The sequence below is a fragment of the Fructobacillus sp. ChS1-6f1-1-27 genome, assembly GCF_059579415.1.
The window spans coordinates 45245-58525 of record NZ_JCAOER010000001.1 but is presented as its reverse complement, the minus strand read 5'-3'; the positions used below and the strand labels follow the sequence as shown (position 1 = coordinate 58525).

The 13281-nt window shown below is 45.5% G+C and carries 13 protein-coding genes; all 13 read right to left on the bottom strand.

From position 1 onward, the window contains the following. Positions 1–24: 24 nt before the first annotated feature. On the bottom strand, positions 25–768 hold the full coding sequence (gene trmD, locus AC5162_RS00310; protein ID WP_496533273.1) for a tRNA (guanosine(37)-N1)-methyltransferase TrmD: 744 nt from the start codon (positions 766–768) through the stop codon (positions 25–27). Next, positions 758–1288: a ribosome maturation factor RimM gene (rimM, locus tag AC5162_RS00305; protein ID WP_496533272.1), complete on the bottom strand. Its 531-nt coding sequence runs from the start codon at positions 1286–1288 to the stop codon at positions 758–760. The genes trmD and rimM overlap by 11 nt, the downstream gene beginning before the upstream one ends. Positions 1289–1385: 97 nt before the next feature. Continuing rightward, positions 1386–1859, bottom strand: coding sequence for a 30S ribosomal protein S16 (rpsP, locus tag AC5162_RS00300; protein WP_496533271.1), 474 nt, complete (start codon positions 1857–1859; stop codon positions 1386–1388). Between the two features lie 97 nt (positions 1860–1956). Further along, positions 1957–4752 carry an isoleucine--tRNA ligase gene (ileS, locus tag AC5162_RS00295; protein WP_496533270.1) on the bottom strand — a complete coding sequence of 932 codons (2796 nt, stop codon included), beginning with the start codon at positions 4750–4752 and terminating at the stop codon, positions 1957–1959. Between the two features lie 274 nt (positions 4753–5026). Continuing rightward, the gene (locus AC5162_RS00290; RefSeq protein WP_496533269.1) at positions 5027–5791 is read right to left on the bottom strand and encodes a DivIVA domain-containing protein; all 765 of its coding nucleotides are present in this window, start codon (positions 5789–5791) and stop codon (positions 5027–5029) included. A gap of 26 nt (positions 5792–5817) precedes the next feature. Then, entirely contained in the window at positions 5818–6612 is a 795-nt protein-coding gene (locus tag AC5162_RS00285; protein WP_496533268.1) for a YlmH family RNA-binding protein, read from the bottom strand. After that, positions 6612–6872, bottom strand: a complete 261-nt coding sequence (locus tag AC5162_RS00280; RefSeq protein WP_496533267.1) for a YggT family protein — start codon at positions 6870–6872, stop codon at positions 6612–6614. Before AC5162_RS00280 ends, AC5162_RS00285 begins: the two co-directional genes overlap by 1 nt. Before the next feature lie 6 nt (positions 6873–6878). Further along, positions 6879–7322 (bottom strand): cell division protein SepF, encoded by a 444-nt coding sequence (locus AC5162_RS00275; RefSeq protein ID WP_496533266.1) that lies wholly within the window; start codon positions 7320–7322, stop codon positions 6879–6881. 13 nt (positions 7323–7335) lie between these two features. Further along, positions 7336–8607: a cell division protein FtsZ gene (gene ftsZ, locus AC5162_RS00270; protein WP_496533265.1), complete on the bottom strand. Its 1272-nt coding sequence runs from the start codon at positions 8605–8607 to the stop codon at positions 7336–7338. Between the two features lie 24 nt (positions 8608–8631). Then, complete coding sequence (gene ftsA, locus AC5162_RS00265) at positions 8632–9978, bottom strand: cell division protein FtsA (RefSeq protein ID WP_496533264.1); 1347 nt, start codon at positions 9976–9978, stop codon at positions 8632–8634. 108 nt (positions 9979–10086) lie between these two features. Further along, positions 10087–10791, bottom strand: a complete 705-nt coding sequence (locus tag AC5162_RS00260; RefSeq protein WP_496533263.1) for a cell division protein FtsQ/DivIB — start codon at positions 10789–10791, stop codon at positions 10087–10089. Positions 10792–10804: 13 nt separating this feature from the next. After that, on the bottom strand, positions 10805–11911 hold the full coding sequence (gene murG, locus AC5162_RS00255) for an undecaprenyldiphospho-muramoylpentapeptide beta-N-acetylglucosaminyltransferase (RefSeq protein ID WP_496533262.1): 1107 nt from the start codon (positions 11909–11911) through the stop codon (positions 10805–10807). 12 nt (positions 11912–11923) lie between these two features. Continuing rightward, complete coding sequence (gene murD / locus AC5162_RS00250) at positions 11924–13279, bottom strand: UDP-N-acetylmuramoyl-L-alanine--D-glutamate ligase (protein ID WP_496533261.1); 1356 nt, start codon at positions 13277–13279, stop codon at positions 11924–11926. Positions 13280–13281 lie beyond the last annotated feature (2 nt).

Here is a 13281-nt window from a genome sequence, read left to right as displayed (position 1 = left end):
CTTTGGTGAAGGAACTGGTCAAAGTTAATCTTCTTCCAGTTCACTTTTGATATCATCGAGCAAGTCGCGCTCGTGGTTGGTAAATTCCCGGTTTTCTAACAAATCCGGGCGCCTAAGATAAGTTTTCTTTAAGGCCTCTTTTAACCGCCAATCAGCGATTTTTTGGTGGTTACCTGAAGTTAGTACCTCTGGCACCGTTAAGCCTCTAAAATCGGCTGGACGGGTATATTGGGGATATTCGAGTAGGTTATCAGAGAACGTATCCCCGGCTGCTGACTCAGCATTTCCCAAAACATTTGGAATAAAACGGACAGTAGCATCGATCATCACCATTGAAGCCAACTCACCACCAGTTAAGACATAGTCCCCCAGTGATAATTCCTCATCAACTAAGGTCTTAATCCGTTCGTCATAGCCCTCGTAGTGACCGGCAATAAAGGTCAAATGGTCATAAGACGCTAAGCGCTTGGCATCGTGGTGATCAAACTTCTTCCCAGCAGGATCAAGTAAAATCACGTGACCAGCACTTTTCTCGGGGCTTTGTTCTTTGACAGCTTCTAAGGCGTCAAAAATGGGCTGTGGGGTTAAGAGCATCCCCGCCCCACCGCCAAAGGGGTAGTCGTCCACATTGTTGTGCTTGTTGGTCGTGTAATCACGGAAGTCAGTCACCTGGAATTCCAAGTCACCGCGGTCAACTGCCTTACCAATAATGGATTGACGCATCGGGGCAAACATATCCGGGAAGAGACTCAGTACATCAATTTTCATCGTCTAACAACCCTTCCAAGACATCAATCGTTACTCGGTTTTCATCCAAATTCACTTCTTTGACCACATCTTCAATCATTGGGATTAAAGCATCTTTTCCCTTGGGCCGCTTAACAATCCAAACATCATTAGCCCCAGTCTCCATAATTTCTTTGACCTGGCCAATTTCTTGTCCTTCCAAGCTAACAACGGTTGCGCCAATAATGTCGCTATAATAGTACTCGCCATCTGCTAGTTCTTCGCGGTCACTACCAGCCACAAAGACATCTTGGCCCTTAAAGGCTTCCACTTGGTTAATGTTATCAAAACCTTCCAACGTGACCAACCACATCCCCTTATGTTGACGGGCCTTAGCGACCATTTCCTTCTGGTAGGCTCCTTGGTCGAACCGGTAAATTGCTTGGCCCTTTTGAAAGCGGTCAGCAGCAAAGTCCGTGATTGCCTTAATCTTGAGTTCACCCCGGATACCGTGGGTGTTGACAATCGTTCCTAATTTGTAAAATTCTTCAGTCGTTTCCATAACCTTTATTATACCAAAGCCAAGCCCTTGATAGCACTGTGACAAAGAAAAAAACTACCAAAATCACTTTGGTAGTTTTCTTTAAAAGTTAATTGTCTTAGACAAGGTCCAACAAGTCAGCCTTCTTAGCTGATGATGGGTACTTGATACCTTGAGCATCCAAGTATTCCTTAATTTCAGCAACCTTGTTCTTAGCAGTTGGCTTTTCAGCTGATGCTGACTTAGCTTCTGCCTTAGGAGCAGCGGCCTTCTTGGCTGCTGGCTTCTTAGCTGCCTTCTTGGCAGGCTTTGCTTCACCAGCTTGAGCAGCCTTTTGTTCAGCGTACTTAGCCATGATGCCAGCCTTTGACAACAAGTTACGAGCAGTGTCTGATGGTTGAGCACCGTTGGCCAACCATGACATAATCTTTTCTTCATCGAGGTTCACTTCTGCAGGAACAACGATTGGGTTGTAAGTACCCACTGTTTCAATAAAACGACCGTCACGTGGTGAACGTGAGTCAGCGATAACAACACGATAGAATGGACGCTTCTTAGCACCCATCCGCTTCAAGCGAATTTTAACTGCCATAATGTAATTCCTCCGTCTTTCTTTACTCAATTATTATGCCAAATATCAAAAGTGATGTCAAGTAAAAATACTTGACATCACTTTCATTTTCATTTAATTACTTTTCAAAGCCTTCGCTAACAGCTTCTGGGTAGTAGCGGCGAACAAGGTCCGCTTCAGCCTTTGATAGTTCTGGGAAGGCTGAATCAGCCCCCAAATCTTCGTGGTAACGACGGTCACGTGGTGACAAGCCTCCGCGGGCCTTTTCGACCTTAACTGGAATCTCATCGTAAACCGTAACACCATTAGCAGCATCAAATGCTGCAACATCTAACTGCGAAACCATCAAAATCAACCGTAAGTCTAAGTTCAAGTCAGCCAAAACCTGGTTTTGGTCAGCAGTCAAGTACAAAGTCATTGCGGCTTCCGCGTTCTTACCAACCAAGTTATTCGACCGAGCTTCTTCAATTGCCTTGTTGGCAGCTGAACGGATGGCAAAGACCACCTCCCACTTAGCCTTCAAGTCAGTGGTGTCACCCAAATCTTTTACCTTTGGCATGTCTTGCAAGTAGGCAAATTCCGTGTCGGCACCGTTAGTGTATGACCAGATTTCTTCGGCCGTGTGTGGCAAGACTGGCAAAATCAACTTAGTCAACGCCGTCAAGATTTCATAGAAAACACTTTGCATTGACCGGCGCAAGTCTGAATCTGGGGCTTCAACATAAACAACATCCTTGGCAACATCCAAGTAAAAGGCTGACAAATCAACGTTAATAAAGTTAATTAAGCGTTGATAAATTTCGTTTAAGCGGTAGTTATCATAGCTATCTTCCAAGCTAGCAACCAAGTCATTCAACAAAACTGTTGCGTACTGGTCATGGGCTGCCCGCTTTTCAAATGGCACCTGGTCCTTTTGGTAGTCAAAGTCAGAGGTGTTGGCCAGCAAGAACCGCATGGTATTGCGAATCTTCCGGTAGGCATCGGCGACTTGTTTCAAGATTTCATTTGATACCGGCATGTCCTGAGAAGTATCAACCGAAATCGTCCACAAGCGCAAGATTTCAATTCCAAACTGGTCAGCAACATCTGCTGGTGAAATCGTGTTACCCAATGACTTAGACATCTTGTTGCCCTTACCATCCAAGGTAAAGCCTTGTGATAGCAAGTTCTTATAAGGAGCCTTGCCCGTCACAGCAACTGAAGTAATCAACGATGAGTTGAACCAACCACGGTACTGGTCAGACCCTTCCAAGTACAAGTCAGCTGGGTAATCGAGCTGTGGCCGGGTGTTCATTACCCCTGACCAAGAAGAACCAGAGTCAAACCAAACATCCATGATGTCTTCTTCTTTCTTGAAGACACCGTTTGGTGAGTGCTCGTTTGAATACCCTTCTGGCAACAAGTCCTTGGCTTCGCGTTCAAACCAAACGTTTGATCCGTGCTTTTCGACCAATTGAGCAACATGTTCAATGATGTCGGCATCCAAGATGGCCGTGCCATCTTCAGCATAGAAGATTGGCAACGGCACACCCCAAACTCGTTGGCGAGAGATAACCCAGTCACCACGGCCGGCAATCATATTGTGCAACCGCTTTTGACCCCATGCTGGGTAGAAGTTGACGTCATCCAACTGGTCTAAGATATTTTGACGGAAGTCATCAATTGAAGCAAACCACTGCGGCACGGCCCGCCAGATGATTGGCTTCTTTGTCCGCCAGTCAAATGGGTAGGAGTGGGTAATCTTTTCCTTGGCCAAGAACAAACCGGCATCCTGCAACTTGGTAATAACAGTTCCGGTCACATCATCATAGAACCGACCTTCAAAGTCGGGACCAGCGTTCTTGGTCATATTTCCCTTTTCATCAACGGTCACAACGATGTCCAAGCCATACTGCTTAGAAACGTTATAATCGTCTTCACCAAAGCCAGGGGCAGTGTGGACCAAACCAGTACCAGAATCAAGGGTAACGTGGTCTGCGTTCATCACCATTTCTTCGGCATCTTCATCCCAGGGGTGGTAAGCCGTAATCTTGTCTAGGTCTTGGCCCTTATAAGAATCCAAGATTTCCCAGTCTTCCCAGCCAAACTTAGGTGCAACGGTTTCAAGCAAGTCTTTTGCAACCACATACTTCTTATCGGAACCAGCTGGCTTGACCAAGACATAGTCAAAGTCAGGGCCTAAGGTAATTCCACGTGAAGCAGTAACCGTAAATGGTGTCGTTGTCCAAACCAGCAAGTAAGTATCACCATCTAAGATGCCCTTACCATCTTTGACCCGGTTAGCGTAGAACAATGACGTTGACTTCAAGTCGTGGTATTCAATTTCGGCTTCAGCTAAGGCTGATTCAGATGACCATGACCAATAAACCGGCTTAGCGCCCTGGAAGATATAACCCTTTTCGGCCATCTTACCAAAGACCCGCAATTGGGCTGCTTCGAACTCTGGCTGCAAGGTGATATATGGGTGGTCCCAATCAGCCATAATGCCCAGGCGCTTAAAGTCATTGCGTTGCTTGTTGACTTGTTCCAAGGCAAAGTCCTTGGCCAAGTTCCGCCATTCGTGCTTTGGCATTGACTTGCGGTCGTGGCCGGCCTTGGTCAATTGCTGTTCGATTGGCAAACCGTGGGTATCCCAACCAGGAACATAAGGGGCATAGTAACCATTCATGTTCTTGTAACGGACAATAATATCCTTGGTAATCTTGTTTAAAGCATGGCCCAAGTGAATGTTTCCATTGGCATAGGGAGGGCCATCATGGAGGTTAAAGTGGGGCTTTTTCTCATTTTGGGCCAAACGTTGGTTGTACAGGTCGGCATCGTACCAACCCTGCTGGCGGACTGGTTCAGTCTTTGGTAAAGAACCGCGCATTGGAAAGTCTGTTTTGCCAAGGTTCAAGGTATCTTTATACTTCATAATCTCTACTCCTTTAAAATAAAAACGTCCTGTTTTACCCAAATTGGGTAAAACAGGACGTTTGCACGTGGTACCACCTATCTTCCACTAAGGACTTCTTAGTGCTTCAATCGGTGGTAACGGGCCATAACCGCAAAAACTTAGTAGCCAAAAGGCGTTCAGTTTTCGGTAAGAACAAGTGATACACATCAAATTGAGTGATTGGCCATCTCACACTATCCATGGCTCGCTGACAATTTCAATTTTCGTGCGCGTCTTCTTCTTAAATTAAAAATTACTTTTCTTCATTGCCTGGGAAGACAACAACAGTTGGGTCAACCGTTTCCTCTTCTTCAGCAACTTCTTCTTTTTCATCTTCAGCATCATCAACTGAATCTTCTTGCTTTTCGATTGGTCCCTTAGCAAAGTCAGGGACATCCTTCAAATCAGTTGGCAAAGAAGAAGCAGGGTGACCACCTTCAGAAATTTCATCCAAAGCAGTGGCATCATTCAAGGCACCGCTATCAGCCAAGACATCATCTGACATGGTTGAGTTAGGCAAGGCTTCAACAGCTTTGGCCAACTGGTCTTGTTCAAGCAATGACTTTTGCTGGTCAATCAACGACAAGAATCCACGGCGGAAGTTATCAACTTCTTGGCGCAAACGGTTTTGTTCATCAATCAAGTTGACGTTTTGTTGGGCCAAACGAACTGATTCAGCTTCAGCCTTGGCCCGCGCATCTGCAATAATTTGCTTAGCTTCGTCTTGGGCGTGGGTTAACTGGGTCTTTACTTCGGCTTCAGTTTCAGAGCGCAACCGTGAAGCGGCTCCTTGGGCAAACATAATTGATTCGTTAACTTGGTTCTTTTGCCCTTCTAAGTCCTCAATTTGAATTTCTTTTTGACGGTTTTGCTGGCGCAACTTTTCGTTTTCAGCAATGGCATTTCGATAGTCATTGTTAACTTCGTCTAAGAATGCGTCAACCTCACGGGCAACATAGCCTCGTGAACCGCGTCGGGTAAATTCATGGTTTAAAATCTCATCTGGTGTTAATGCCATCTATTATCTTGCCTCCCCAATCCACCTCAACGGTGAATAATATTAAAAACTGCTTTAATTTTATCCTTTTTACTCTGTCCTGCCAAGCTTTCTAAGCAAATTCTTCCAAATTTTCTCACAGAAATCACATCTTGGACAGAAATCAGCCGGTCTTTCTTACTTTCAGCCGCCCAATTAACCGAAACCAGGTCGTGGTCAATCATTTCCTGAGCTTTCGCCCTTGGTAAATGAAAGGCCGCTGCCACTACCGAATCAAGCCGCAAAGAATTTAGTAACAAAAACTCTTCTTGACCATCAACCGGTTTAGCCAAAGCATTGGCTAAGTCAACCGACTGCCAAGTCACGGTACTTTTACCGATTCGGTCAATCTGCTGGCTAATAAAAGCTGCTAACGCCGAATCAACGGCAACCTGAGCCTTGCCACTGTCTTCATCAATCACAATGTCACCAAAGCCGGTCCGGTCTAAGCCGGCATGGACCAAGGCGCCCAACAAGTCTTTATGACGGATAGTCACGAACTTTTTAGGGTACGTTAATTCCAATAAAGTTAGGTCGAAGTCGGTTGGGTCAACCTCATAAAAGTCTGGGCCAACCACTACCCGCTGGGATTCTGCCCGGTCAAAAACACCGCTTGCTTGCATTTGCAAGTTGTCAGCACCATTCACCAGGGTTTGTAAAATATAGCGCTGTCTGGGATTTAAAAACTTAGTCAAAACCAGGCGGTAATCGCTTGCCGCCTGGTTAATCCAATCTTTTGCCTGTTGCACAAATTCCTGCTCAGAGGAATGAAAGTGCTGACCAATTGCTTTTGTATCAGCCATTAGCGGACAAGCACCCAAACAAAGACGTATTGTAAAACGTTTAAGGCCAAATAAGCAAAAATTGGTCTTAAGTCTAACATTCCCAGCGGTTTAATAAATGAAAACAACTGTAAAAATGGTTCAATTAATTTCGCAAGCTCTCGGTAAACCCAGGTTTTGTAAGCCCCAGGGAACCAGCTCAGCAAGAAGTAAACAAACATTGCCCAGCTATATAACCGAATGGCCCACAAAACAATTACTAAGAATACGAATTCAAACATGATTAATTAATACCGGTTTTGGTTGTCCAAGTTTTCGCTCATTGAACCAGCAACTTCATAAGAAGCTGGGGTCAACAAGAAGATACGTTCGCCAATCCGTTCAATTGAACCAGAAATAGCATATACAGTTCCACCAATGTAATCCAAGATCCGCTTAGCTTGTTCTTCTTCCAGCTGGGAGAAGTTAACAACCACTGCATCCCCTTCGATAACTTGGCTAGCAATTGCCCGTGAGTCAGCGTAAACCTTTGGTTCAAACAGAGCAATCCGTCCTTGGATTGCTGGTTGACCATCAGTGTTTGCTTGACTTTGCTTTTTAAAAGCAGTCATTTGCTTAGCCTTTGGCTTAGGAGCTTGGGCAGGTTCCTTTTCAGGAATTTCTTCATAGCCCTCTTCTTCGTAGTAATCGTCATCACCTGAAAATAATCGTTTAATACCATCAAATGCCATTACTTAGCCCTCCTTAGCGCTTTTTAAAGAATGGTGGCTTGTCGTCATCTTCATTTGACAAGTCTAAGTCAATGTTTTGGTTAACTGGTTCAACGGGTTCAAAGGCTTGCTTTTGTACACCGTCAAATTGACCAGCTTGGTTACTTGGTCGCTTAGTCGTTGTGATGTCCCAGTTCTTAAATGGGTCATCAGTCTGGTCAGCTTCTCCCTCATCTGACCGACTAAACAAAGTGTTTTGGTTCGTTGGTTCATTTGAAGGAGCAGGTGCTACATGATCAGTACTTGTCTTTGGTTCCGCTGGTCGGCTATTCTTAGTTTGAATACCCTTCGCCTGCAAACCAGTGGCAATAACCGTAATCCGGATTGAATCAGCCAAGTCTTCATCGATTGACGTTCCAAAGATTACGTTGACATCGCGTCCAGCTTCTTGGTTAATCACATCCGCAGCCGTTTGAGCTTCATACAAAGACATGTCTGGACCACCAGTGATGTTTAGCAAAACGTCCTCGGCACCGGCCATATCAACTTCAAGCAGTGGTGAAGAGATCGCTGCCTTGGTGGCATCACTTGCCCGTGATTCACCATTGGCAACCCCAACACCCATCAAGGCTGGACCAGCATCTTGCATGACCGTCTTAACGTCGGCAAAATCAAGGTTGATAAAGCCAGGGCTGGTAATCAATTCTGAAATACCACGAACACCTTGTGAAACAACGTCATCGACAATCTTAAAGGCTTCAGACAATGGCGTCCTCAAGTCGATTCGGTCCTTCAACTTTTCGTTGGTAATCACAATCAAAGAATCAACAGCTTCAGACAAAGCTTGCAAACCTTCGACCGCATACTTTGACCGCTTAGGTCCTTCCCAAGAAAATGGGCGGGTAACCACAGCAACTGTCAAAGCCCCAAGGTCCTTAGCAATCTTAGCAATAATTGGTGCAGCACCGTTTCCAGTACCACCACCCATTCCAGCAGTAACAACGACCATGTCGGCCCCTGTCAAGGCGTTTCGAATTTCTTCTTCTGATTCTTCGGCAGCTTTCGCCCCGCGGTCAGGGTTTGACCCGGCACCAAGTCCACCTGTTAACTTTGGTCCAATTTGTACTTTTTGAGCAGCCTTTGACTTATCCAAGGCCTGGACATCCGTATTGGCAACGATGAAATCAACACCTTGGATTCCTTCGTCAATCATGTGGTTGACCGCGTTAGACCCACCACCACCAACACCAATTACCTTGATGACAGCGCCGGTTTGATCCTGCGTTTCGTCGATTGTAAAGTCCATGAAAATTACTCCTTTGGGAATGATTTAGTCGTCATCTGTTTCTGCAAACAGTGAAGTGATGGTTGATTTCATCCGAGACATCATGCCAGGCTTCTTACCTTGACCATCTTCAAAGCTTTCGCCATCGCCCTTTGCTTGGATTACTTCTTTTTCTTCTGCTGGTAAGTGATAAGTTTCCACTTCCGCAATTTCTTTTTCTGATAATGGCTTACCCATCAAGACTGCCATAATCTGTGCTGACAAATCACTTTGGTAAGCTTGGTGTGAAGCATAGGCTAAGGCCCGAGCAAAACTTGGGTGACGCAAACCAATTTGGTTTGGTGAAGCCACTTGGACGTTTTCGCCAAAGTGTTCCCTAGCCTTAGCCAAGATTCCAGCAGTGGCTGCACCACCACCGGTAATCAAGTAACCACCAGGCAACTCATCCGCTCCAATAGTTTGAAGCTGTTGGCCTAGTCGGTCAAAGATTTGGTCGTACCTAGCTTCGATAATTTCAGCTAAGTAGTGTTCATCAACCGGTTTCTTATCCGTCAAGCCAACGGCGTCAACGTAAAAGACTTGGTCAGCAGAAGCTTGGTGAGGATCAGCAGAACCAAACTTTTGCTTGACTGATTCAGCGTCAGCAACCGAAATTCCCAAGACCGTTGAAATATCCTTGGTAACCGATACGCCACCTTCATAGTCAACCGTCATGTACTTGACCTTGTGGTCATGAACAACAGAAGCCGTTGACTGGCCACCGGCCAAGTCAATTAAGACAGCTCCAAAGTCTTGTTCGGCATCATTAAGAAATGATGGTGCCAAGGCGATTGGCGCTAAGACTAAGGACTTAATCTTCAAGCCAGCCTTTTGGACAGCAATCTTAATTGAATCAACAACCTTACTTGGTGCCAAGTAGGCCAATCCTTCAATTTCTAAGCGAACACCAATCATATCGGTTGGGTCCTTAATACCATCAAAGCCGTCAACGATAAATTGGTTCGGCAAGAATTCAACAACACTTTGGTCTTGTAATGCCAAGGTGCTTAAAGCCTGCTCCGTGACGTTTTTAATATCGTGATTTGTAATTTGTTTGTTTTGGTTTTCAATCGAAACCAGACCAGAAATTTTTTGAATATCAACATGGTTAGCTGGCAGACCAACAACCACTTCGTTAATTTCAATATTTGCTTTTTTAGCAGCCTGGTCAACTGCCTGTTGGATCATCGCAGAAGTCTTGTTCAAATCAACGATGACACCCCGGCGCAAACCTGCCCCGGGAGCGCTTCCCGTCGCAATGACGTTAAAGCGGTCACCATCACTTTGAGCGACGACAACCTTAACCATTGTCGTCCCGATGTCTAATCCAACTATCACGCCATCTTGGGTCATGCATTTTCCCCTCTTAATAAAAATTTAGAAACTAAACCTAAACACAATCTTATCATATTCTACCTTAGTCTGGTAGGAATACAGCCGGATTTCTTAGAAACTTTTAGATTACTGGCTACCGTATGCATATGAATAAGAACCATACTGCAAATCAACAACGCCAGCACTCGATAATTGTGCGGCAATTCCAGCATAATACGGCATCTTTTCGGCCAATGTTCCTTGGCTAGCATAAACGGTGTTACCATCTTCCATCATCAAGACTAGCCGGTCCGAATTGTTACTATTTGGCGAGTAAATGATTTCACCAATACTCTGCCGGACTGACGAGTTCAAAGAAGAAATCGCCCGGGCGACTTTTTGAACACGAGCATTACTCTTGAAGTCCGTATAAACCGGTCCCTGACCATCAGGTTTTGAAACAAGACTCTTGTTTCCAGCTGAATCAAGTTGGTACCAGTGGCCTTTTTCTTGAATAAAGCCGGCATTAATTTTCTCACTAGCTTCAATCGTCACCGATTGGCCAGTCAAAGAAACCTTAACCCGGGCGACCTTGCCATTAGCATTCTTTAGTTTTTGAGCTAAGAAAGCTTCTTGCAAGAAAACCTGGTAACGGTAGTCACCTTCATGAATCCCAATCTGACTTTCAACCGTTTCAGTCGGAATATTACCGGCATCAACCGTCACACTCGTGATTTTTTGCCAGGGTTGCCAGAAGACCAAGACCAAAGCGGCCAACGCCAAAAAGACCAGGGCCGTTAAGACACTGGCAGTTTTGACTGACCTTGGAATTGTCATGGTTTCTTCTTGCACGGAAAACAAACTCCTAGTCTGAAATAACGGACTTAATCAACTGGTAGAACCGGTCGCCGGCATCGGTAATGCCAACCTTTTCAGATTGTTTTTTCATTGCTTTGGCTTGCTTGTCATCTAACATCAAGGCATCGGCTGCCTTAACCAAACTAGCGCCGTCAAAATCGGGCTCCCTGATTGCCAAGGCTGCGCCAGCCTTCACTAAGGCACTAGCGTTTTTAGTCTGATGGTCACCGGTAACAAATGGTGATGGTACCAAAATAGCTGGCAAGCCCAAGGCTGTAATTTCAGCAATGGACGTCGCCCCAGCACGGGCAACTAAGGCGGTCGCCTTCTTCATCACGGCTGGCATATTATCAATATATGGCAAAACCTTAATATGGTCACCAAGACTTTGGCCATCTTCTTTCAACAAACGGTTAAAGTTATCAATCCGCTTTGGACCAGCCACCAAGACGACCTGGTAATCACGGTCATTAAAGTCTTTAATTGCTTCCAAGGTTGCCAGGTTAATCGCTGGTGCTCCTTGTGACCCACCAAAGATCAACAAGGTCTTTTGGTCATCTTTCAACCCAAATTCAGTCCATGAAAAATCAGAACTCAAGTTGGCCACTTCTTGGGCCCGTGGGTTCCCAATCAAAACCGTTTTTTCTGCTGGGAATTGGTCCTTAGCAGCTTCAAAACCCAAGCCAATCTTAGTCGCCTTCCGAGCCAAAAACTTATTGGTTACCCCAGCAACAGAGTTTTGTTCATGGATAACCGTTGGAATACCCATTTGTTGAGCTGCATACAAAACTGCTCCAGAGACATAGCCTCCGGTTCCAACAACAACATCTGGTTCAAAGTCCTTTAACATTTTTTTAGCATCAGCCACTGCCTTTAAGAACAAGTAGATTGTCTTAAAGTTAGTACCAGTATGCTTCAATGACCGGGAAAAGCCTTGGACTTCTAATTGCAAAAATGGAATGCCAGTCTTTGGCACAATGTTCTTTTCAACACCACGGTAAGAACCAATATACAAAAATTCAGTATTTTGTTCTTTTTCTTCGATTACTTTGGCGAGGGCTAAAGCTGGGTAAATGTGCCCACCAGTTCCACCACCGGACAAAACAACTTTCATTGGCTCTTCCTCCTATGCTTTTTGTAATGCCTCTTTCAAGGCTTTCACAAAGACCTGACCACGAACTTCAAAGTTTGGGTACTGGTCCCAAGATGCCGCGGATGGTGATAGCAAAACCACATCACCAACCTGGGCCATTGAAACAGCCAACGGGGCCGCCTCCTTAACCGACTCCACTACTGAAACCGGAATTTTTTTTGCTTCAGCCAAGGCAACAACCTTGTCCTTTGTTTGCCCAAAGGCAATCACTTGCTTCACGTTTTTCAAATCTGGGGCCAACCGCATCAAATCATCACCACGGTCCAACCCACCGGCCAACAAAATCGTTGGTTGGCTAAAGGCTGACAAAGCCGCCTGAGTAGCCTCGATATCAGTGGCCTTTGAATCGTTGTAGTACAAGACTCCTTGGTTTTTAAACAAAAATTCTAACCGGTGTTCAACACCTGCAAAGGTCGTCAAAACCGACTTTTCAGCGTCAGCACTGGCACCAGCTACAGTCGTTGCAGCGGTGGCAGCCAAAACATTTTCCAAATTTGGCCGGCCAACTAAGGCAACATCAGCAAAGGCCATTAAGGTCTGGTCGCCAAAGACCAAGTCATCACCCGTTTGATGAGCATATGCACTTTGGTCTTCGGGGTCAAAAGTCAAAACCTTGGCTTGCGTCTTTTTGGCAATCACCGGCGTATCTTGGCCCTGGCCATTTAAAATGGCAACTTGGTCGGGCCGTTGGTTTTCAACCAAGTGAACCTTAGCTGCCAAATAGGCTTCACGACTGTGGTGGAAGTCTAAGTGGTTGGAGAAGACATTCGTGATGACCGCAATATCTGGTTGGATTTCAGGAATTCCTTCCAGCTGGAAAGAAGATAACTCCAAGACCAAGGTATCCTCTGAACTCAGGTCACCAACGACTTGGCAGACCGGCGTTCCAATATTACCGGCAACAACGACCTTGCCCTGGTGGTCATCAGCTTGGAGCATCTTAAAAACAAGCGTCGTCGTCGTGGTTTTTCCATTAGACCCGGTAATTGTAATCAACCGGCCGGTAAAAGTTGATAAGGCGACTGCTACTTCAGTCAAAATCGGGATTTCAAGTTCTGCTGCTTTAACCAGTAACGGCTGTTCGTATTTAATCCCTGGGTTTTTAACCACGTAATTGGTATCGGTATCCAAGGCGTCAGCCTGGTCATTTTCAGCAAAAATAACACCGGCCTCTTTCAAATCTTTAACAGTTTGGTCTTCAGGGATTTCATCCCGGTTAGCAACCGTCACCTGGGCTCCAAGTTGAACCAGCCGCTTTGCTGCCGCTTGGCCTGATTTGGCCCAGCCAAGTACGAGTACTTTTTGATTGTTAAAATTCAACTTGTTCATTT